The 22,067-nt window shown below is 69.2% G+C and carries 17 protein-coding genes; 10 read left to right on the top strand and 7 right to left on the bottom strand.

The window, feature by feature from the left end:
* Positions 1–8: 8 nt before the first annotated feature.
* The gene (locus KOR34_RS17165) at positions 9–524 is read right to left on the bottom strand and encodes a Fur family transcriptional regulator (protein WP_146566441.1); all 516 of its coding nucleotides are present in this window, start codon (positions 522–524) and stop codon (positions 9–11) included.
* A 147-nt stretch (positions 525–671) separates the two neighbouring features.
* Positions 672–938: a flagellar biosynthesis anti-sigma factor FlgM gene (locus KOR34_RS17160; RefSeq protein WP_146566439.1), complete on the bottom strand. Its 267-nt coding sequence runs from the start codon at positions 936–938 to the stop codon at positions 672–674.
* Positions 939–1,595: 657 nt separating this feature from the next.
* On the opposite strand from KOR34_RS17160, the gene KOR34_RS17155 reads away from it, so the two are divergent.
* Entirely contained in the window at positions 1,596–2,369 is a 774-nt protein-coding gene (locus tag KOR34_RS17155) for a CvpA family protein (protein ID WP_197531517.1), read from the top strand.
* Positions 2,370–2,487: 118 nt separating this feature from the next.
* Here the strand turns inward: KOR34_RS17155 and KOR34_RS17150 are convergent, their stop codons facing one another.
* Together KOR34_RS17150 and KOR34_RS17145 are read right to left on the bottom strand one after the other, a co-directional pair.
* Entirely contained in the window at positions 2,488–2,841 is a 354-nt protein-coding gene (locus KOR34_RS17150; RefSeq protein WP_146566436.1) for a hypothetical protein, read from the bottom strand.
* 128 nt (positions 2,842–2,969) lie between these two features.
* Positions 2,970–6,122, bottom strand: a complete 3,153-nt coding sequence (locus KOR34_RS17145; protein WP_146566434.1) for an AsmA-like C-terminal region-containing protein — start codon at positions 6,120–6,122, stop codon at positions 2,970–2,972.
* Positions 6,123–6,642: 520 nt separating this feature from the next.
* Here KOR34_RS17145 and KOR34_RS17140 point away from each other — a divergent pair.
* Complete coding sequence (locus KOR34_RS17140) at positions 6,643–7,806, top strand: serine hydrolase domain-containing protein (protein WP_197531516.1); 1,164 nt, start codon at positions 6,643–6,645, stop codon at positions 7,804–7,806.
* On the opposite strand, the gene tilS is transcribed toward KOR34_RS17140, so the two are convergent.
* Positions 7,803–8,789, bottom strand: a complete 987-nt coding sequence (gene tilS, locus KOR34_RS17135; protein ID WP_146566430.1) for a tRNA lysidine(34) synthetase TilS — start codon at positions 8,787–8,789, stop codon at positions 7,803–7,805. The genes KOR34_RS17140 and tilS overlap by 4 nt on opposite strands.
* An 839-nt stretch (positions 8,790–9,628) precedes the next feature.
* Between tilS and rny the strand changes: the two genes are divergently transcribed.
* The 5 genes from rny to KOR34_RS17110 all read left to right on the top strand — a co-directional run bounded on the left by rny (position 9,629) and on the right by KOR34_RS17110 (position 14,828).
* Complete coding sequence (gene rny / locus KOR34_RS17130; RefSeq protein WP_146566428.1) at positions 9,629–11,242, top strand: ribonuclease Y; 1,614 nt, start codon at positions 9,629–9,631, stop codon at positions 11,240–11,242.
* Positions 11,243–11,329: 87 nt separating this feature from the next.
* Positions 11,330–12,148, top strand: a complete 819-nt coding sequence (locus KOR34_RS17125) for a TIGR00282 family metallophosphoesterase (protein ID WP_146566426.1) — start codon at positions 11,330–11,332, stop codon at positions 12,146–12,148.
* Between the two features lie 43 nt (positions 12,149–12,191).
* The gene (locus KOR34_RS17120) at positions 12,192–12,710 is read left to right on the top strand and encodes an O-acetyl-ADP-ribose deacetylase (protein WP_146566424.1); all 519 of its coding nucleotides are present in this window, start codon (positions 12,192–12,194) and stop codon (positions 12,708–12,710) included.
* Positions 12,711–12,868: 158 nt separating this feature from the next.
* On the top strand, positions 12,869–13,567 hold the full coding sequence (locus KOR34_RS17115) for a PEP-CTERM sorting domain-containing protein (RefSeq protein WP_146566422.1): 699 nt from the start codon (positions 12,869–12,871) through the stop codon (positions 13,565–13,567).
* Positions 13,568–13,919: 352 nt separating this feature from the next.
* Positions 13,920–14,828, top strand: coding sequence for a LysM peptidoglycan-binding domain-containing protein (locus KOR34_RS17110; protein WP_146566420.1), 909 nt, complete (start codon positions 13,920–13,922; stop codon positions 14,826–14,828).
* A gap of 73 nt (positions 14,829–14,901) precedes the next feature.
* Here KOR34_RS17110 and KOR34_RS17105 read toward each other — a convergent pair whose 3' ends face one another.
* Positions 14,902–15,819 (bottom strand): alpha/beta hydrolase, encoded by a 918-nt coding sequence (locus tag KOR34_RS17105; RefSeq protein WP_146566418.1) that lies wholly within the window; start codon positions 15,817–15,819, stop codon positions 14,902–14,904.
* Between the two features lie 243 nt (positions 15,820–16,062).
* Here KOR34_RS17105 and KOR34_RS17100 point away from each other — a divergent pair, with 243 nt between their 5' ends.
* From KOR34_RS17100 to KOR34_RS17090, 3 genes are all read left to right on the top strand, one after another.
* Positions 16,063–18,045, top strand: coding sequence for a vWA domain-containing protein (locus KOR34_RS17100; RefSeq protein WP_146566417.1), 1,983 nt, complete (start codon positions 16,063–16,065; stop codon positions 18,043–18,045).
* Between the two features lie 687 nt (positions 18,046–18,732).
* A complete protein-coding gene (locus KOR34_RS17095; RefSeq protein ID WP_146566415.1) occupies positions 18,733–20,343 on the top strand; it encodes a PDZ domain-containing protein in 1,611 nt (536 codons plus the stop codon).
* A 96-nt stretch (positions 20,344–20,439) separates the two neighbouring features.
* Positions 20,440–20,949, top strand: a complete 510-nt coding sequence (locus KOR34_RS17090) for a DUF4112 domain-containing protein (protein ID WP_146566413.1) — start codon at positions 20,440–20,442, stop codon at positions 20,947–20,949.
* Between the two features lie 19 nt (positions 20,950–20,968).
* Here the strand turns inward: KOR34_RS17090 and KOR34_RS17085 are convergent, their stop codons facing one another.
* Entirely contained in the window at positions 20,969–22,054 is a 1,086-nt protein-coding gene (locus tag KOR34_RS17085; RefSeq protein WP_146566411.1) for an acyl-CoA dehydrogenase family protein, read from the bottom strand.
* Positions 22,055–22,067: the final 13 nt, after the last annotated feature.

Here is a 22,067-nt window from a genome sequence, read left to right as displayed (position 1 = left end):
GGGCCCGCTCAGATGAGGTCGAGCGGCGAGTGCCGGCGGTGCCGCTTCTGGCTGCACTCCTCGCACACGCCCGACACAATCAGCCGGTGGCCGGTGACGCGGAAGCTGTGCTTGGCGGCCACGGCGTCACGGATCTCCATGAGCTCCTCGCTGCGGAACTCGATCAGCTTGTGGCACTGCTGGCAGTAGAGGTGGTCGTGCTGGGGGTAGCCGTAGTCGTGCTCGTAGACTGCGCGGCCGCCCAGGTCCATCTTGCGGAGCAGGCCGGCTTTGACCAGCTCGTCCAGCGTGCGGTAGACGGTGGCCCGGCTGACCGACGCGCCCTCGGCGTGGCGCGCGACCATCTCCAGCAGCTCGTCGGCGTCGAAGTGCTCGTGCTTCTCGAACACGCACTCCACCAGCGCCCGACGCTGCTGCGTGATCCGCTGGCCCTTGCTCTGCAGGTACTCCTCGAACCGCTCCTGCGGGGAGGAGGCGACCTGCACTTCGCCCAGCGAAAAGTCTTGTGAGAGGTCCTCTGCCATGCTGCCTGTCTGGGGTGCGCGGCGGCAGGGTAGCGGCCGCGGGACTGCAAACTGCCCGAAAGGGGCGACACTTACAGTCTAGATGGGCGGCAAGGTTTGAACAACCGAAGGCGTCGGGCCCGCCGGGCGGCCCCCCGCTTTCGGGGCCTAGCCGATCTGGTCCAGCAGGCGGTCGAGGGCGGCGTCGAGCTTCTCGGGCGTCTCGTAGGCGCCGGAGGCGATCTGGCTCTTTAGGCTGTTGACCAGGTCGGTACGGACCTCGCCGGCGCCGGAAGCGGCCGCCGCCTCGGGCGAGATATCCAGCTGGTCGACCGTCTGCGGCCGCGGCGCCGACGCGCCCTGCGAGGGGCGGTTGGAGTGCGGGCCGGCCAGGCCCTGGGGTCCGTGAACGTGGGTGGCGCCGTGAATCTGCATGTCTCTTGCTCCCCGATGTGCCGCTGCCCCGCGGGTTGGTTCTGCGGGGCGAGTCTAACGAAGGTTGTGCGTGGTGTGACTGAATACAAACCGCTCTGATGCACCGGCCGACCCAGTGGGCGGCCCCGCGGTGCGTCGCGTGGCAGATCCATCAACCACTTTCGCCGTGTCCCGGCCCTCAATCGCCGACTCCTGTCGGCAGGGCCTGTTACGCGGCGTCCCCTCCATGCGGCGGTCACGCGGACGCGTGACCCTTCGACGAGCGTACAAGGGGGATCGACGCGTTGGCGTCGGTCCGTCCATGGGTTTCGTCAAAAGGCCAGTCAGCGCGGGCACGCTCACTTTTCAGGGTATTCCGATCTTACGCGGTCGCGTGGCGGCGGGGCAACACGAATCACAAGCGCCGCGTGGCGCCGCCGCAACGCGGACCCGCCCTAGTTACGCCGCCGACCGCTCCGTGGTTCGGGTTGGTCCGTCTGGCGGGTGTTCTCGCGCGAGGGTAGCTTCTGCGGGTCGGTCGCACAACGCCGGTTTCGCATGCGGCGCCAGCACCCGCCGCGGCCGCCGGGCCTGGTTGATATTCGCCGCCCGGCGCCCGACGGGTATACTTCCCCGCCCAACCCCTACCGCCCGCACCCGCCACGACCCGCTCCGCCGATGCAGCCGTACGACTTCCTGATGATCGCCGTGATGGCTGGCCTGACGCTGCACGGCTACTCCAAGGGCATGGCCTGGCAGCTCGCTTACCTGGGGTCGCTGATCGCCAGCTACTTCGTGGCGCTCAAGTTCGCGGACCAGATGGCGCCGATGTTCGGCGACTCGGCGCCGTGGAACAAGTTCATCGCGATGCTGGTGATCTACATCGGCACATCGTTCGTGATCTGGATGGGCTTCCGGGTCGTCCGTGGCGCGATCGACAAGGTCAAGATGGAGGGCTTCGACCACCAGATGGGCGCGCTGATCGGCGCCGCCCGCGGTGCCCTGTGGTGCGTGGGGATCACTTTCTTCGCCGTGACCCTGCTGCCGCAGGGGCAGAAGGAGTGGATCCTGTCGACCAAGTCGGGCCGCACGATCGCCGTGGCTCTGGACAAGACCGAGTCGGTGGTCCCGCCCGAGGTGCACGACGTCATTGCCCCGGTGATCCAGCGGATCGAGCAGGGCCTGCAGAACGGCGGCGGGACGCAGGCGCCGACGATGCCCCCGCAGCAACAGCAGCCGATCTGGCCGACCCAGCAGCATGCTTCGCAGCCCGGTCAACCGCAGCCGCAGGCGGGTCAGCAGTGGCCGGTCGCCGGGGCCGCGGGCGGCTGGCCCAATTCCAACCCGGGCGGCGCCCCCGCTGGCGGCTGGCCCCAGCAGCCCGCGGCGCCGACCTACCCCCCCAGCGGCACCCCGGCGAGCCCCGCTTCGTGGCCGAACCCGCGGCCGTAGCCAGGCTCGCCACAGAGTTGACGACCTGCCGCACAGTCTCCACAGTCTGGCGACGATGGCTACGAGAAAGTGGCGCTGGCGCAAGTCCTCGCTGCCGCGTCAGAGTAGTACGCGTGGCCTACCCTAACAGATCCAACCGACTCCCCGCTTCGCCCTTGGGGTCTTTCACCCGCTTGTCGGTTGGCTGCGGCGGGGTTTCGGGCTGCTCTTCGGTCGGGTGCTCGTCCTGCTCGCCGTCGTCGTCGGCGGGGTCTTCCCACAGTCGGCGGCCGTCGGCGTCGCGGTCTTCGGCACCCTGGTCCTCTTCGGTGGTGCCAATGCCGGACGCCGCGTCGGCGTGCTTCTCGGACGCCACCCGGTTGTCCTGCGCGGCGCCCTCGCGGGCGGCGCGTTCGGTCTCCGATCCCTTGGTCTGCGAGAGTGGCGCCCCGGCTGCGCTGCCGATGACGCCTCCTAACGGTCCGATGCTCATGGAACGTGTCCTCCGGAGCGATTGGCTGTTAGCGGTGGGCCGGGCGGTGGCTGCCCAGTGGGGCGAGCGGCCGGCTCTCTACTCTACGTTTCCAGGGTGCGCATTCGGTGAGAATTCTTCGGTGGGGTCTACCTTCTCTGGGCGGCCGAGCCGGGCAGCTGGGCGGGGCGGGTGAGCGGCTGGGGGCTGAAGTCTTGCTGCAGCTGCTGGATCACGTTGCTCACAAGGGGCAGCGTCTCAGGCGTTACGACCGCTTCCTCCATCAGGCCGGTCACCTTGATCTTGAGCAGTTGCTCGCTTGCCTGGCCGGCCAGCGTGCGGAGCACCGGCGCCGCAAAACCGTTGCGTCCGACCATCGTGTGGAAAACCAGGTTCAGGCGGCGGTCGAGGCTCGCCTCGCCGCGGCCGTACAGGCTGATGGCGTCGCCCTCCAGGTCCAGCTTCTGGAACTGGATGTGCTCGCCCCGCATCGTGAAGTCGGTGGTCACGGTGTTGAACGCGGTGGAGTCGACCGGGCGGTTGCGGAGCACTTTGAGCATCGACACCAGCAGCGGCAGCTCGTAGAGGTCGGCGTCGGTCGCCTCGAGGTGGCCGCTGCCGGTCAGCCCGTAGATCTTGTTGCCGGTGCCCTGCAGGGTGACCTGGCCATCGACTTTGCCGGTCATGCCAGCGGTGTTGTGCAGGTAGTCGTTGCTGAGCCGCTCGAGGTCGATCGCCTTGAGCGTGACGCCCATGCCGTACTTGGCGAGGGCGCCGTGCACGGCGTGCCCGTCCATCGTCACGACGCCGCCGTAGGCCTGGGCGGTGATGGGCCGGGGCTGGCCGCGCTGCAGGTCCGCGACCCCGCGGCCCAGGCGGCAGATGCTGCGGTCGCAGTACAGTGGTCCGGTGACGTTGGTCAGCTGCATGCCGTTCCACAGCAGGCTGTCGAGCTGCAGCTCGCCGAACGAGCGGCCGGCGACGCTGTCCCCCACCACGCGCACGGTGCCGTTGACGTCGTCCACCCGCGCGCCGACGTTAACGTCCAGCTGCAGGCAGTCGACGAACAGGTCCCAGTTGGCCTGCACCGGCCGTGCGGGGTCGCCATTGTGCGCGAAGGTGAGCCGCCCCCGGTGCACGCCGACGCCGCCCTGGGGCTCGAGGCAGTCGATTACCTTTTTGAGCTCGAGCGGCGCCGCAGCGCGGAAGTCGGAGTTGATGGCCAGCCGCTCGACGTTGAGGTTCACCAGGTCGAACCGCCAGCCGTTCTGCTCGTCACGCTGGTAGTGCCCGTCGGACATCAGCCGGGTGGGGCCGTGTCGGGCGCGGGCCTGAACAAAGCGGACCTCGCCGTCGGTGATCTCGAACTCCCCCTGCAGCGCCTCGAGCCCGTACTCGAAGAACGTCGGCATCAGGGAAACGGTGTCGCCTACCGGCCGGGCGGTGAGGTTGATCTGCGGGGCCGGGTCGCCGGCCGAGTAGCCGACCCGCGACTCGAACGACACCCGCCCGCTAGGGCGCAGCGCGGCCCACGCCTGCTGCTGGGGGGGGGGCAGGGCGGCGCGGAGCGTTTCGTCTAGCGGGACGCCGCCGCCGTTGATCTGCAGGTCCAGCCGCGGCGGTGTGGCCGCCGCGTCGAACGTGCCGGCGGCGGTGAGGGTCGTGACCCCGCCGTCGCCGCGGGCGCGTAGGTCGGAGAACGTCCACCGCTTGTCGCGCTGCTGCACCGTGCCGGTCAGGCGGCGGATGGGGTAGGGGAACTTGTCGTAGCGGATGGCGCCGTCGTGGATCACCAGGTCGGTGGCGAAGGTCGGCTCGGGCTCCTGCAGCGAGTCCCGCCGCATCGTCCAGGTGACGCCGAACTCGCCGGCCGGGCGGAGCGACTGCACCACGCCGCGGGCGTTGTCGGGGAGCGCTGCTAGCAGGCGCGGGCTGACCCGCAGCGACGTGCCGGTCACCTTCAGGTAGCCTACCGGGCACTCGCCCCGCCGCTCGGGCGGCTGGGGGAGGCCTTGGAATTCGCCGCCGATCTGCACCGGCCGTCCGTCCGCCTCGGCGCTGATCGACACCGTCAGCCGCGACTGCTCCTTCGCCTGCTTGTCGACAAACCGGAGCGAGCCGGTCCCCGACGTTAGCCGGAACGGGAATTTCTTCTTGTCCTCGAAGGTCAGGTTCCGTCCGTCGAGCTTCACGTCCGACCAGATGCGGCCGGGCGAGGTCCAGAAGTACGCCAGCGCGTCGACCTCGCCGGTCGGGTCGAAACGGTCCCAGGAACGCTTGAGCGAGTCGGGGAGCGAACGGTAGAGGTCCGAGTTGAGCTCCAGCTTCAGCGCCCGCAGCCAGCCGGCTGCGCGGGCCTGGGGGCCCCAGCCCAGCATGTTGAGCGCGCCGTTCAGCTCGGCGCCGCCGTTCTTGGCGTTGGCCTGCTCGATGCGGACGCCGGCCGGGTCGCAGTCTCCCCGGAGCTCGACCTCGGTCATCTGCTTGGGGATCAGCGGGTGCGCGAGCGTGCCCTTGCTGACTTTGAAGTCGCACTTCCAGTCGAGCGGGCCGGCGGGCGAGAGCCGCTTGATGGTGGTGCGGGCGTCGACCATGGCTTCGACCGTCGCGCCGGCCAGCAGCAGCGGCGACAGCCCCGGCGCGGCCATCAGCCGCCCGGTGGTGAGGCCGAGCTGCGACACGTCGATCGTGACGTCGAGCCGCCCACCGTCGGTGTCGGCGGCGCCGTTGACCTTGATGAGCTGGGCGAGCGTGTCCTGCGCCTGCCCCTCGATCTTCACACGCTCGACTCCGGGCGCGGCGCCGGGGGCGGCGGGGCCGGTGGTCAGCTTGAGGTCGACGTTGCGGAGCGTGATCGGCTCGGCGTCCGGCTTGGCGGCGTCGGACACCACGACCGTGGCGCCGTGGATGTGCAGCGGCACGCCGGCCGGTCCGTCGGATTCGGCAGTGGGGCGGAGCCGCTCGAGGTTCCAGCGGCCGTCGGCCAGACGCACGGCGTGCAGCTCGGGCCGGATCGCCTCGATCCGCTCGATCTTCGGCTTGCGGGTGGTCAGGGCCTCGACGTCGATCGAGCCGACCAGACGCAGCTCGGGCACTGTGAGCAGCGGCCGGGCCGGGGCGCCCACCTGCGGCTCGGCCACCCGGATGCCGGTGATCATGACCCCGCTGCCCGGCACGTAGCGGGCGGCCTCGACCCGCACGTCCAGGTCGGCGTACTGCGCGGCGAGGTACTGCTGCGCGAAGTGGGTGATCTCTTCGTCGAGCTTGAAGTACAGGTACCCACCGACCGCGACCGCCAGCACGAGCGCAATCCCAGCGCCCCACTTTACGCAGCCCCAGCAGAGTCGGAAGGTCCGGCGGAAAATCGTAGTGGTCTCCAGTCGATCGGTACGGCCGCGCAGCGTCGGTGGTTCCCCTCGCCCGAGAGAGAGGCGGCGGATACTAGGTCCCGTCAGGCCGCGGGGTCAAGACGCCTTCGGCCGTTACTAGCAACCACCGGCGTGCCAGAAAGCAGTGGGAACCAGCCACCCGATGGGGTCTAATGGAGCGTTGCGGGCCGAAGCTGTTCGCTCGCTAGCTGCTCCGCTTGGGGCTAGGGCCACCGCTGATCCGTGCGACCGGCCAGAGTTTTGTCCCCTGTTTGCGTCCGAAATGGACAAAAGTAGCCTGTTAAGGAATGGTGAATTGGTCGCAAGTCTCTGGCCTGAAGGTGTTTGCGAATCAAAGTCCTCGGAAGGGAGGCGACTTTTGTCCCTAAGGATGAAGTATGCGTTAAGGGGACAAAACTCCGCGGCTGATCGCTTAACTTGGGCAATGAAGCGGGTGCAGCTTAGACCCGCACTGACCAAGCTCCTCTGCGCGGGCGTGGCGGTGCTATCGATGACAGCGGCGGCCGGCGCAATGGAGGACGAATCGGCAGCCGTGGCCGAAGCTGGGCTGGCGCCGTTGGTGAAACGGCTGAGGGAAGAGAAGAAGCTGGTCGGCCTGGCAGCCATGGTGATGGTTGATGGGAAAGTGGTGGATCAGGCGGCCGATGGCGAGCGGAAGCAGGGTAGCGGCGTCCTCGTGACCACCTCCGACCGCTGGCACCTGGGCTCGATCACCAAGTCGATTACTTCGACCCTGATCGGCCGGCTGGTCGAGGCCGGCAAGCTGGACTGGGACACGACCATCGGCGACGCGCTGGCCGGACAGCCAATCCACGACGACTGGCGCGGCGTGACGCTCACGCAGCTCCTGACGCACACCGCCGGGGCCCCGGCCAACTTTCCGATGCTGGTTAAGCTCAAGAACCCGGCGGAGGGCCAGCCCCGCGTGGACGCCCGGCGCGAGGCGGTGCTGGGCGTCATTGCCAAGCCACCGCTGACGCCGCCGGGCGAGGCGTTCGCGTACAGCAACGTCGGCTACACAATCGCTGGTGTGATGGCCGAACAAGCGACCGGCAAGCCCTGGGAAGACCTGGTGCGGCAGGAGGTGTTCGCGCCGCTTAAGCTGGACCAAGCGGGTTTCGGGCCGCCCAAGAGCCCGGCCAAGGGCTACGACCAGCCGCGCGGGCACGTCACCCGGCTGGGATTCAAAGTCGCCATGGGGGATGACGCCGACAACACGCCGATCATGGGACCCGCCGGCACCGCGTGCATGACGCTCGACGAGCTGTGCTGCTACGCCAACGAGCACCTGCGGGGCGAGCAGGGGGGCGGCAAGCTGCTGTCGGCCGAAACGTACCGGAGGCTGCACGAGCCGGCGCTGGACGACTACGCGTGCGGCTGGGTGGCGCGGGCTGAGGCCGACGGCGTGCCGGCCTGCCGCTGGCACAACGGCTCGAACACCATGTGGTACGCGTTTGTCGCGTTCATTCCGACGAACAATATGGTGGTGGCGATCACCGCCAACGACGGCGACATCCGCGCCGCCGAGGACGCTGCGCTGCAGGTGCTCAAGGCGAGCCAGTCGCTGGCGCCTGCGTCCAAGACCAGTCAGCCTTAAGTGCGACGCAGCTCGACCCGGTCGCCGACCCAGCGGGCGTCGACTCCGCCCGGCAGCTGGATCGCCGCGGCGTCGGGCGTGGAGAGCAACGCGAGCAGGCGCCGCCACTCGTCGGCGCCCATTGCCTGCTCCGGCCAACCGGCCGCCCGCCACGCGAGCTTGCACGCCTCGCGGGCGATCAGCGGCGGCTGGCAGTGGAATGGGCTGGGCTGGAGTTCGATTCGGTTGACGCGCGTGACTTCCGCGGCCGCGAGCGCCAGGTCTTCGGCCAGTGACCTCACGATGGCCTGGGCCTCGGACGCCTGCTCCCCGGCACGGCGGATGGCGTCGTCGACCGAGGGGCCAAACTGCTCCCGGAGCAGCGGCAACACCTCGTTCCGCAGGCGGTTGCGGGTGAAGTCCGCGTGTTCGTTGGTGGCGTCAGTGCAGAAGTCTTGTCCGAGGTCGCCCAGGAAGGATTCGACCTGGGCACGAGAGACGGAGAGCAGCGGGCGGACGACCTCGCAGACCTCGCTCAGCGGTCGGCTGCTGGGGATGCCGGCCAGCCCGGCCAATCCGGACCCACGGAGCAGGCGGTGCAGGATGGTTTCGGTCTGGTCGTCGGCGGTGTGGCCGGTCGCGACGTAGCGGGTGCCGACCTGGTGGGCGGTGTCGGTGAGCCACCGGTAGCGGGCGTCGCGTGCCTGCTGCTCGCTGGCGAGCGACTGCCCCGCGGCCTCGCCGAGGTGGAACGGGAGGTTGAGCGAGTCGGCGAGGCGGCCAACCCATTCGGCGTCGGCGGTGGACGCGCCGCCCCGGAGGCGGTGGTCGAAGTGGGCGACCATCAGCTGGCCGCGGCCACCAGATTGTTGCTTCAAGAAGTGCAACGCCCGCAGCATCGCGACGCTATCCGCGCCGCCCGATACGGCGGCCAGCACGTGCGTGTCGCGCCACGCGGCGGGCGGCCAGTCGTCGGCGACCTGAGCGGCGAGGAAAGGCGACACGCTAGCCCCGTCTGCCGGGTTGGCGGGGGCAAGAGGCGGCTGCGGCGGCGGGTCGCGCAGCCGACCGGAAAACGACGTATCTTGCGGCTGAGCTTTGATTTGGGTACATTGCCACGATTCAAATGGCAGGCTTTGACGTGTCCGCCGCCCGCGACGCGTTGCGGATTCATATCCACCTTATTCAGAGATTATATCTGTTGCGGGCCGGTGGTCGTACAGCCGCCGAGCAGAGAGTTTGCTTGCAGAATAGGCTCCTACGTTGACACATCCGGGTGTTTCGACGATCCCCAACGCCCCCGGCGGGCCGGTGTTCCGGTCGCTTGGCCGGCTGTGCCTCGCGGCGGTGTTCCGGCTGATGCTGGCCCCGTCGGCGTCGTCCGGCGTGAACGCGGGGTTTTGTCCGCTCGGAACAACCAGACCAGTGGCCCCGCGTCCGGGCGGTTTCCGCCTCCGCGACTCGGCCCCGGTTTGGAACTCTCGGATTCTCCCTGATGGCTCGCCGGCGGAAGGCGGGCGCCCACGGGCGCCCGGTCAGTCGCCGGCCGCCGTGAACGCGTCGCGCCGCCAGTGGTCAGCGCGGCAAGACCAGACCAAAGCGGCGCCGCCCCTCGGCGGGGCGACGCTCGCCGACGATCGTCTATCAGGGCGCCTCCGGGCGGCGTAGCACCTGCCGTTGATCCAGCCGTGGCCACTTGGCCCGGAATCGGGATCGACGGGGGCCTCTTCTCTGGCGGACCGGCATGCGCCGGCCTCACTCTCTGCCTGGCCGGCCGCACGCGCCGGCGTCCTAGCCAGCCCCACGCGGAGCCCCTGGCCACCGCTCAATCAGACAAGCAAACATGGACCTCACGATATACTCTTCCGCCACGCAGCCCGCTCTGCTCCCACTCGCGCTGACCGCCACGCAGGTCGGGTGGGTGGTGGGCGCCGCTCTGCTCGGCGCCGTGATGGGCTTCGGCCTGCTGCAGCTGATCAACCACCTCCGCCGCCGCGACGCCGACAAGGAGGCCCGCCAGATCATCGACCGGGCCGAGATCGAGGCCGCCGGCCGACGCAAGGAGGCCGAGATCGAGGCCAAGGAGATCGCCCTCAAGGAGAAGTCCCGCGTTGAGGAGGAGGCAAACAAGCTCCGCAACGAACTGCACGAACGCGACCGTCAGCTCGACAAACGCGAGGACGCGCTGCAGCAGCGGGACGACCAGCTCGGCAAGCAGGAGAAGATGGTCGAGAGCAACCAGCGCCGGCTGGCCGAGAAGATGGAGGACGTCAACCGCCGGCAGAAGGAGCTGGACGACCTGCTGGACGTCGAGCGTCAGACGCTGCACCGGCTGAGCGGCCTGAACGCCGACGACGCCCGCACCGAACTGCTCGATCGGCTCGACAAGGAGCTGGCGCACGAGCAGGGGGCCCTGATCGTCAAGCAGCAGAAGGCGATCGAGCAGGCCTGCGACGCCAAGGCGAAGGAGCTGCTGATCACCTGCATCCAGCGCTTCGCCGCAGCGCACACGGCCGAGGCCACGACCAACACGGTCGACATCCCCAACGACGACATGAAGGGCCGCATCATCGGCCGCGAGGGCCGCAACATCCGCTCGTTCGAGAAGGCCACCGGCGTCGACGTGATCATCGACGACACGCCGGGCGTGGTGATTGTCAGCGCGTTCGACCCGGTCCGCCGCGAGATCGCGAGGATCTCCCTGGCGAATCTTATCACCGACGGACGCATCCACCCCAGCCGCATCGAGGAGGTGGTCGCGGAGACCGAGAAGGAGATCGAGGGCAAGCTCAAGGTGTATGGCGAGGAGGCGATGCAGGAGGTCGACGTCCCCGGCCTGCACCCCAAGGTGATCAACCTGCTGGGGCGTCTGCGGTACCGCACCAGCTACAGCCAGAACGTGCTGCGGCACTCGATTGAGGTGGCGTTTATCTCCGGGCTGATCGCCGAGGAGATGGGCCTGGACGGCGACCTGGCCCGCCGCGCCGGCCTGCTGCACGACATCGGCAAGGCCGCCGACCACGACACCGAGGGGGGACACCCCAAGATCGGCGCCGACCTGCTCAAGCGGTACGGCGAGAACGAGGTGGTGGTACACGCCGCGCTGGGCCACCACGACGACATCCGCGCCGACATGCCGTACACGGTGATCTGCGCAGCGGCGGACGCCTGCAGCGCGTCCCGCCCCGGCGCCCGCCGCGAGACCCTGGACCGCTACATCAAGCGGATGCAGGAGCTCGAGACCATCGCCACCGGGTTCGAGGGCGTTCACCAGGCGTTCGCGATCCAGGCGGGCCGCGAGGTCCGGGTGATCGCCAACACCAAGCAGACGACCGACGAGTCTGCCGCCAAGATCTGCCGCGACATCGCCGCCGCGTTCGAGCAGCAGCTCACCTACCCCGGCGAGATCCGCGTCACAATGATCCGCGAGAGCCGCTTTTCTGAAACAGCCAAGTGATCGCGCATCGAGGATTGCAGATTGCGGATTGGCTTTGGGCCGAGCCGCAGCGAATCCGCAATCCGAGATTTGCAGTCCGCAATTGACATGAACCTCCTCTTCATCGGCGACATCGTAGGCGAGCCCGGCCGGGCGATTGTTTCGCAGGCGGTGCGCGGTCTGGTGGCTGAGGAGCGGATCGACCTGGTGATCGCCAACGCCGAGAACGCGGCCGGCGGGTCGGGCCTGACGCCGGAGCTGTACAAGGACATCATCGGCGCGGGCGTGGACGCGATCACTTTGGGCGACCACCTGTACCGCCGCAAGCAGATCTACAAGATCCTCGAAGCGCGGGACAACATCGTCCGTCCGGTAAACCTGCCCGCCGAGGCGATCGGCAGGCGATGGGCGGTGGTGAGGACGAAGAGCGGCGTCTCGGTCGGCGTTTGCTGTGCGCTGGGCCAGCTGTTCATGAAGCCGGTCGACACGCCCTGGCGGGCCGTGGACGACGCGCTCGCCCAGATGCCCTCGGACGTCAAGGTGCGGTTGGTCGACTTCCACGCCGAGGCAACCAGCGAGATGCAGGTCATGGGACGCTACCTGGACGGTCGCGTGAGCGCCGTGCTGGGCACCCACACGCACGTCGCCACGTCAGACGAGCAGGTGCTGCCGGGCGGCACGGCGTTTCAGTGCGATGTCGGCATGACCGGCCCGCACGAGAGCATCATCGGCCGCCGGGTGGATCGCGTGCTTGAGACCACGCTCACCGGGCTCCCCTCGCCGTTCGATGTCGCGACCGGCGATGTCCGCCTCAACGGGGCGGTTGTCGAGGTGAATCCCGACAGCGGTCGCGCGGTCGCGATCCGCCGGTTGTGCGTTGACGAAGAACGGGCGGCGCAACTCGCCAAGGATTACCCCGCGGGCTAGCCGGTGAGCGAAGCCCCGCGGCTGTTGGCGCCAAGGTTTTCCGATGCAGCGTGTCGAGATCCTTCAGGGCGATATCACGACGCTCCACGTCGACGTGGTCGTCAATGCGGCCAACGAGTGGATGCTGGGCGGCGGTGGGGTGGATGGCGCCATCCACCAGGCGGCGGGACCGCGACTGCTGGAGGCCTGCCGGCAGGTTCCGGAGGTCGCTCCAGGCGTCCGCTGCCCGACCGGCGAATGCCGCATCACACCGGGCTTCGACCTGCCCGCCCGGCATGTGATCCACACGGTTGGCCCTGTCTGGCGTGGCGGCGCGTCGGGCGAGCCAGATCTGCTGGCAAGCTGCTATCAGAACTCACTCGCCACGGCCCGTGGCCACGGCCTCGTCAGCATCGCGTTTCCCGCGATCAGCTGTGGGGTGTACGGCTACCCCTGGCGAGGCGCCGCCGCGGTTGCTCGGCAGTCGCTTGAAGCGTTTCTTGCCGGCGACAGCCGGCTGCAGCGGGTGGTTCTGGTCGCCTTCGAGGAGTCGCTGCACAGGGTCCTCCGGGACACTTTCTGACGTTATCTGCGGCGCCGGCGGTTTCTGTGAGAACTCCAGCGGGTGGATTCCTGCGCCAGGTGGCGGCACGCGACTCGTTCTGTTGATTGTCAGAGACCCGACCACGACGCCGCGTCGCGGCGGGCGGAACAGGAACTCTGACGAGAACGAGGTGCTCCATGAAGACTGCTGCAACCGCGCCCCCACGAGTGCTAGCCGTGGCCGGCGTCACCCTGACGTTGCTGACGCTGGCGGCGCACGCCGGCGCCGCGCCGCTGGCCGCCGGCGGGGTCAACTTCCTGACCGGGACCACGTCCGCCGCCGACCCACGGCTGGCGGGCGGCGTGCAGGACGACCCGCTCGTGCCGTTTGAGATCCTCGGCAACTTTGGCGAGGTGCTGCTGTCGGGCAACCTGCAGGACCGCGTGGTGGAATCGAATGACACCGGCACGTTGATCTTCGCCCCGCGTCTGAGGGATCTTGTCGGCGCGCCGTTCGCGCCCGATATGGAGGTCCGCGCGCTGTTCATTTCGGGCTACGGCAACGTGTTGACGGATGTCGAGTACCGCACCGATGGCCTCGGAGACGTCGGGCCGTCGGCGGCGCTGCGGAGCTTTGATAACAACAGCCTGCAGTTTGCCTTCGACCCGCTTGATCTGATCGCGCCGGAGGAAAGCTACTTCATGTCGGTGCTGACGGACGCCACTGAGTTCGCACCCATCGGCACGGCGCGGATCGTCGCGCAGAACGTCATCAGCGGCCAGTTCTTCGAGACGACCCTGACCGGCATCAACGTGCCGGTTCCCGAGCCGGGCACGCTCGGCCTGCTCGGCGCCGCCGCGGGCGCCGCACTGGCGGTGTGCCGGCGACGCAGCTAGCAAAGTCAGCCCATGCCGCCCGCTCGCCAGTTGCGAGCGGGCGGTTTTCTGTGCGCGGCCCTCGCCGCTCCGCCGCCGCACGCTGGTGGTGCATGCCGCGCAGGCGCCCGAGCGGCCGCCTGCCTTTCCCAGGCCGCAGGGTTTGCCAGTGGCGCCCGAACTTGGGCGAGATTCTTCGGGATTGTGGTCGGATCCGCTCGCGTGCTTCGCCGATGCAAACACAACGCAGTGTGGCCGCATCGGAGCGTGGCCGCGCAAGAGCTCACGGATGAGACTTCCCTTCAAGCGATAGCCCGCGCGCTGAGCGTCTGCATCAGACGCCGCCGGAGTCGCCCAAGGATCGAGGACCACCGTGACGAGTATCTCCAAGACGGTGCTAGCGCTTCTCCTGCTAGCCGGCGGCTTCATCGCCGCCAAGACGTTCGGCCCCCCCGACCTCGCGGAACGCCTGGTCGACAGCTGGCGGCCCGAATCTTCCTCCGGCTACGGCGAGCTACAGCCCGCGCCGTTCGACCGGCACCGGGCGGACTTCCTCCCGCCGCTCGAGATGTCGAACCCGCCCGCAGGGTTCCAGACGGCCCACGCTGAGCCTGCGCCGCCCGCGGCGCCGCCGTCAGGCTGGGGGGCGCCACCGGAGCAGGTTGGCGGCTGGGCTGCCCGGGCGCCCGACCCGGCGTTAACGCCGTCGTCGTTCGAGGAGGAGATGGCGCCGCTACGCCCGCTCAATGCGCCCGTCCAGGCCGCCCCTGCGACCGCTTGGCAGACGCCCGTTGCGTCGCCCGAACCAAGCCGGAGCCCGGCGCCGCCGGAACCGCCCGCACTGAACCCGCCGGCCGGTTGGTCGGACGGCTGGGGCGAGCCGTCGCGAGCGGCGGCGCCCGCGGCTCAGCCGCCTGCCGACTGGCCGCCGGCCGTCACGGCGCCGGTGCGAGAGGTCTCGCAATCGACGGCGGCGCAGCCGACGATGCTGGGCCCGCCTCCAGCGGATGACTGGGAAACGCCGGCGTCTTCGCCCCTAGCGACCGACTGGCAGACCGAGCCGGCGGCGGCGCTCGCGCCGCTGACGCCCCCCAGCCCCTGGGCGGAGGAGGGCGGACAGTCGAAGTCCCATATTGTGGCCGACGGCGACAGCCTGCCGCGGCTGGCGGAGCGGTACCTGGGCGACGCGTCCCGGTCGAGCGAAATCTACGAACTCAACCGGCAGCAGCTCACGCACCCCGAACTGCTGCCGCTGGGCCTGGAGCTAAAGCTGCCGCGGTAGAGCGGCTAAGCATGTGAACGCGAAACAGCCGAGCCGGGCGCCCCCGGCTCGGCTGCTTCTATTGAGGCCGCGATCAGTCGAACCGGCGGCGTTCGCTCCACGGGTGGTCGGGGTCCACCGAGTGCTTCTGAAGGTAGCCGGTAACGAGGCTCACGCCTTTCGGGCCGGCCTGCTTGAGCCACTTGGCGCCTTGCAGCTCGGTCTCGACGCCCACCTTCATCAGGCTGGGGAACTTCTCGCCGGGCGTGTCGGGGGTCGGCCGGTCGCGGGCGAGCTGCTTCTCGATCCGCTCGACATCCGCATTGACGCGGCGGTTCTCAGAGCCGTACATCATCAGCACGGCCACATCTTTACGCAGGCCGGGCTGCTGAACCGCCCTGGCGACCGGCAGGTTCTCCTTCCACCGCGGTGAGACCATCAGCAGCGACTTCACGTCCTGACCCTGTTTGACGGTCGCCAGCGGCGGCGCCGCCCAATCGGTGGCGGTCCAGTTCATGCCGACCGCTGCTCCCAGCCCGACGCCCACCACGCTGAGCGCGTTGAGGTTCAGCCGGCCGGCGTCGTTCTCTGTCACCAGGAACTTTCGCACGGCCTCCATGTCGCGGGCGACCATCGCCACGTAGTCGTCGCCGCGTAGTTTGGCGGCGGAGATCTCGCGGGTGCGGCCACGGTAGGTCTGGTTGACGCTCTCGCCGTGCCCGCGGAGGTCAACCGTGACCACCGCGTAGGGGCTGTTGCCGTCCTGCCAGAGCTCCTTGGCCAGGTCACTGTAGGTTTGCCGCGTCTCCTTCAAGTCGTGGATGATGACCACCGGAACCGCGGCCTTGCCCGCGTTCGAGGGGTAGTAGGTGTAGTGCAGATCGACGCCGTCCCGCGTGGTGAGCTTGTCGTTCTGGACCTCCGCTGCGCGGCGGCGTTGGGCGTCGGCCGGCGGGGCGGCCAGCAGGGTCAGGGCGAGGGCGGCGAGCAACGAGAGACGAGCAGCAAGCATGGCGTCCTGCAGGAGAAGCGGGTGAATGGCGTCGGGTTTGGGCGTCGGTTTCAATTATACGGGCTGGCAGCTAGGAATGGCAGCAAATCCCCGCAAGCTCAATGCCGGCAATAAGTTGCACAAATCCAATCGATTACCGACAATGGCAATAGGCGCTGCGACGGCCCGCGCCCGCGGGCCGCTGGAACAGGTTGCGGCGCGCCGTTCCCATGCGGTGAACGGCCACAGGGTGGAAGGGGACCCATGGTACAGAAGGTGCGCGGCTGGCTGTCTGCTGTGACCGGCTCGGAGGACGTCCCCGTCGACGCCGAGACCGGCGCCTGGGCGATCAGCCTCGGTGTGCACCTGCTGCTGCTGGTGGTCTTCACGCTGGCGGTCTTCTCGCTGCCGGTCGACGACCGCCTGATCCTGAGCTCCACGCCGGTCGACTTCGAGGAAGAGACCCCTCCCGAAGAGTTCCGCTTCTCCGACGAGCTGCAGGACCAGATCGGCGCCCTGGCCGACGCCGGCGCCGCCAACGCCGAGGCGTCCGCCCTGGTCGAGGCGCTGGAGTCTGAGATCGTGATGCCGGTCGAGCCGCTCTCGACCTTCGGCGAGATCCAGGCCTTCGAGGTCGAGCAGCCGATCCTGCAGGGGCCCAAGATCGACGAGGCCCTCATGGTGCAGGGCGTGGGCAGCGTCGGCGCGACCGGCGCCGTGGGCGCCGTCGACCGCATCACCACCGAGATCCTCGCCTCGCTCGACAACGAGCCGACGCTCGTCGTCTGGCTGTTCGACCAGTCGGGCAGCCTGCGGACGCAGCGTGAGCAAATCGCCCGCCGGTTCGACCGCGTGTACGAAGAGCTCGGCGTGATCCGCGAGAACGGCGCCGCGGCCTTCGAGCAGCACGAGGAGAAGCCGCTGCTGACCTATGTCGCGCAGTTCGGCCAGACCGTCAGCCCGCTCACGCCCGACCCCACCGACGACCTCGCCGAGATCAAGTCGGCCGTGCGGTCGGTCACCGAGGACGACGGCGGCGTCGAGAACGTGTTCACGGCGGTCGGCACAATCGCGCAGCAGCTCCGCCACCACCGGCTGAAGCGGCCCCGCCGCAACGTGATGATCGTTGTGTTCACCGACGAGGCCGGCGACGACGTCAACCGGCTGGACGACGCGGTCACCGTCTGCACTAAGTACCAGATGCCGGTGTACGTGGTCGGTGTGCCCGCGCCGTTTGGCCGCGAGCAGGCGTTCGTCAAGTACGTCCACCCCGACGCCGACCGCTTCGACCAGACGCCCATCGACGTGCCGGTCGACCAGGGCCCCGAGTCGCTGATGCCCGAGCGGATCAAGCTCGGCTTCCTCGGCGGCGACAACGGCGACCCGCGGGCCAACCTCGACTCCGGCTTCGGCCCGTTCGGGCTCACCCGGCTGGCGTACCAGACCGGCGGCATGTACTTCACCGTGCACCCCAACCGCACGGTGGGACGCACCGTCCGCCGCCGCGACACGGCCGTGATGAGCGCCTACCTGACGGACTTCTTCGACCCCCGGATCATGCGCCGCTACCGGCCCGACTACGTCACCGTGGCCGAGTACCGGCAGAACCTGGTCCGCAAGTCCAACCGCGGCGCGCTGGTCCGCGCCGCCGCCATGACCTGGACCATGCCGATGGACCAGGTGCGGCAGGTGTTCGAGAAAGTCGACGACGCCGAGTTCGCCCAGGCGTTGTCGCTCGCGCAGCGCGACGCGGCCAAGCTCGAACCGCGGCTCGATCAGCTCACCCAGACGCTGGCCGCCGGCGAGCGCGACCGCCGCAAGGAGGAAGAGCTCCGCTGGCAGGCCGGCTTCGACCTGGCCTACGGACGCGCCCTGGCCGCCAAGGTCCGCACCGAGGGCTACAACGCCATGCTCGCCCAGGCGAAGCAGGGCATGAAGTTTGAGCAGGAGGACTCGGACACCTGGATCATCCAGCCGTCGGACAACATCTCGACCGGAAGCGTGCTCGCCAAGGAGGCCGCCAAGGCGACCGAGCTGCTCGCCGGCGTCGCGCAGGACCACGCCGGCACGCCGTGGGCGCTGCTGGCCGAGCGCGAACTCTCCACGCCGCTCGGCTGGGAGTGGAGCGAAGCGTTCCGCGATGTCGCCGCCCGCCGCGAGCGGATGGCCCAGGCCGCCAACCGCCCCCGCCCCGAGCCACGCAACCTGCCCCCCCGCAAGCCGGCGCCGCCGCTGCCAAAGCTGTAGGGAGCGAACGCCTCGGTCTGCCGTAGCCCGCCACCGCCCGCTGCGCCGCTCCCTGAGTATTCTGATCTCCGTGGTGAGTGCGCTGTCCCACTTGTTTTGTCCAAAAACACGAGCGAAGGGGACAAAACTAAGGGGGCATTTCCCCCTCGCTTTCCTCTCTTACGCTTCTATTGCAGGGTTTGCTGGGTTACCGCGGGGAAGCGGCCGGGGAGTTTTGTCCGATTGTGGCTACCGCGTGGGACAGAATCGGACAGAACCCCAGCGGTGCGTCGCGATTGCCAACCGCGCAGCAGACAGCCCTCACACGCCAACTGGGCTGCGGCGAGTGGGTACAGATGAATACACTCTGGATTAGATCACGCCAGGTGGCCGTTTTCCACAACGAAGCGGCGGCCACGCGGCGCTACTCTGCTACGCCGGGCAACGCGTCGGGCGGAGTCTGATCGGCACGCGTTGTCGCTATCCGACCGCTGGTCGCTGCTCGGCCAGTACGGTTCTGCCCGGCTCATTGTCGTGGCAGCTTGCGCGTCTGTTCGCGGGTTCTATTGGCGCCGCACCGCTTTGTTGCGTCCTCAATCGGATGGCCGGCACGTGCTTTGCTTTTCCTCCGTGACGCTAGTCAACAACCCGGACGGTCGACGCCACGCGGCGCGGCCGTCCGCGACTCCAACCCAAGCGGGGGATACGATGAGCGTCCACAGGATCACATCCAGGCAGCGCGAGTGGAGCGAAGTGCTCAACGCGGCGCTCCTCGCCGCACTAATCAGCTGCGCCGTCCTGGTGAACAGCGTTTTTTCCCAACAGCCGGGCCAGCCCGCTACCGATGACGCCCCAACGCAAAGTGATCAGGCCGACGAGACGCCGGAGGACCAGGAATACACCGGGCCGCCGCTGACCCACGTGCTGGGGATGTCGATCGCCGACGCGCGGCCCACCGGCGCCATCGTCCAGAAGGTGGACGTGACCGGACCCGCGGCGGAGGCCGGCGTGAAACGCGGCGACATCCTGACCGAGGTTGCCGGCAAGAAGACCCAGCCGTACGACAAATTCCTCGAGCTGCTGCGTGATGCGATCGAGAAACGCACCAAGGGCGACTCGGTGCCGATCACGGTGCTGCGGGAGGGCGAGTCGCAGCAGCTGACGCTCACCGAGCGGACCGGCAGCGAGGAGCGGAAAGACGACATCAAGGAACTGGCCGAAGAGTACTCCGAGAAGCAGGAGGCCGAGCGCAAAGCGGAGAGCCAGGACACAGCCGCCGAGCAGAGCGGTTCCCTCGCCGACGCGATCATGGACCAGCGCGACCGGGGCTCCGACGAAGACAAGCCGACCGACACCGCCAGCCTGTCCGAGCTGCTCGGTGGCGGCGGGGTCCAGCAGCCGGCCGACAACGACTATGACTACTATTTTGGCAGCGGCGGCTTCTACGGCGGCGCGCTGACGTCGGTGCAGCAGAACGAGCTCGACCGGCTGATGCGGATGCAGGACCGCAACGGCTTGACCAATGCCCAGCAGCAGCGGCTCGACGAGCTCTCGCAGCTGGAGTTTGGTCAGTTCGACCGACTCGGCGAGCTGAACCCCGACGAGCAGACCGAGCTGGACGAGTTGTTCGCCCGCCGCCGCGGCGGCGACGAGCTCGGCGCCGACGAGCGGGTCCGCCTCCGCCAGCTTATCGGCCGCCGCTTCGGCAGCGAGGGCGACTACCAACGCAGCCTCCAGCAGCTAGAGCAGATGTCCGAGCGTGGCGAGCTGAACAACCGCCAGCAGATGCGGCTCGACATGCTCCGCGAGCTGGGCCCCAACCCCGGCGAGCGGGTCAACGAGACCAGCCTCCAGCAGCTCCGCGAGCTGGTAGGCGATGACTACCAATCGCTCGACGGTCAGCAGCTCCAGCGGATGCAGGAGCTGGCCGCCCGGCGTAGCGACCTGACGCCGCAGGACATGGCCGAGCTGCGTCAGCTCCGCCTGCAGAACCAGAGCCAGCTCGCCCGTCAGCTCCGCAACGAGTACCAGTCGGCCCAGCGGATGCTCCGCAGCGGGCAGCAGTTCAACCCGCAGCAGGCCGCCCGTTTCCAGCAGCTGCAGCGGAACCTGAACCGCTTCTCCGCGGGCGTGCCGCGTGGCGCCGTGCCGTACCCCAACGCCGCGATGCAGCCGGGCGGGGCGCCGGCCGGTGGGCCCGCAGGCGCCGGCGGCGCCGCCGGGCCGTCGAGCCCCGCCAGCGGCAGCGGCATCGGCACCGCCAGCGGACCTGGCGTCGGCTCGGCGCCAAGCGGTGGGATCATCAGCGGCGACCAGTAGGCCGATGCCAATTACACCCCTATGATTCTCTCGATCCCCAGCGGCGGCCTCCGGCCCGCCGCTGGGGATTACATTCAATGCAAACCGCGAAGTCAGATGAAACCGCCCACCACCGAGCACCGCTTCACGGCCGATCCCAGCGAGCCGCCGCACCACGAGGCGCGCCGCACGCTCGCGCGGCTGGAGCGGATCAGCCGCCTGTTTGACGACGCGCTCCGCATCCCCGGCACCGACATCCGCTTCGGTTGGGATGTGGTGCTCGGCCTGATCCCTGTCGGCGGCGACGCCCTCAGCACCGGCATCACCGCCTACTACATGTGGGAGGCCCACCGGCTGGGCGCCCGCAAACGCGTGCTGCTCACAATGCTGGCCAACTCAGGCGTCGACTTCCTGGTCGGCGCGGTGCCGGTAGTCGGCGACCTGGCCGACGTCGCGTGGCGGTCCAACCGCAAGAACATGCGGGTGCTGCTCAACGAGCTCCACCGCCTGGGCAAGCTCCCGCCGGGCGTCGCGCCCGAATCGCTCAGGCGGACCGAGTCACGCCGCAGCCGGCGCTCGGGCTGGCTGCCCACACTCAGGCCATTCCGCCCGCTGATCATGCCGTAGCTACGGCCCGCTCCGGCGCCTACTCGGCGATGCCCGCCAGCTCGCACAGATTGGCGTTGGCGACCGGCGCCGGGCAGCTCCAGACCATGAAGAACAGCGCCTCGCGGCACCAGCGGCCCACCGGGTGGCCGGCCACATAGCCGCGTCCCTTGGCCGCGGACAGCGCGGCCTGCGTCGCCCGCAGCACGAGGCTGTTGGCCCGCGTGCGGAGCGACTCGTTGCTGCAGGCGGGCTGGCCCGCGGCGGTGGCCAGCAGGTCCTCGCGCAGGCCTTCGCGTTCGGAGTCGAGCCGCAGGTGGGCCTCGCTCAGGTCGGGGCGTTTGGACGCCTCCTCGCCGAGGTAGCCCAACGCCGCCGACGCCAGGCCGAGCGCCAGGGTCGAGGTCTCGTAACCGCCGGTGTTGCCGCCGCGGCCGATCGACATCACCTTCTCGGCGGGGCCGTTGATCAGCTGCTCGCGCGGCACGAAGACCTCCTCTAGCAGCACCGGCCCGGTCGAGCTGGCCGTGACGCCCACCAGCGCGAAGGGGTCGCCCACGGTCAGGCCGGCCGCGTCGCGGGGGACGGCGATCAGCAGTTCCTCGCCGGTCGCCGTCTCGCCGTCCACCACCGACGCGCCCAGCACCACCCAGTCGGCCGCCACACCGCCGGTGACCCACGGCGCCCGGCCGGTCAGCCGCCAACCGCCGTCGGCCGGCCGCGCGGACAGCATCGGCTTGGCCAGGTGCCGGCCGCTGGTGGTGAGGTGGCTGATGCCGACGGTCGCAAACGACCGGCTGGTGGCCAGCTCCGGCAGCAGCCGCTCCTTGAGCTGCTGGTTGTCGCTGCCGGCGATCCGGCGGCACGCGCCGGTCCGCTGGGTGATGGCGAAGGTCGTGCTCAGGCAGGCCCGGCTGAGCGCCAGGTAGCCGCGGACGATGTCGGCGTCGGTCCACGCCTGGCCGCCCCACTCCGGCGCCAGGAACCACTCGTACACGCCGGCCTCGCCGCACAGGCGGATCTGCTCGGCGGGGAAGCGGCCGCTGGCGTCGGTCTCGTCGGCCCGGGCGGCGAGCTCGGCGCAGAGCTGCTCGAGGGCAGGGGAGTCGGGCGAGGTGATCTTCATGCGATTGGGAGCG

This window comes from Posidoniimonas corsicana, assembly GCF_007859765.1.
GTDB lineage: Bacteria > Planctomycetota > Planctomycetia > Pirellulales > Lacipirellulaceae > Posidoniimonas > Posidoniimonas corsicana.
Note: the sequence above shows the minus strand (reverse complement) of the source record. Positions and strands in the feature narration are given on the sequence as shown.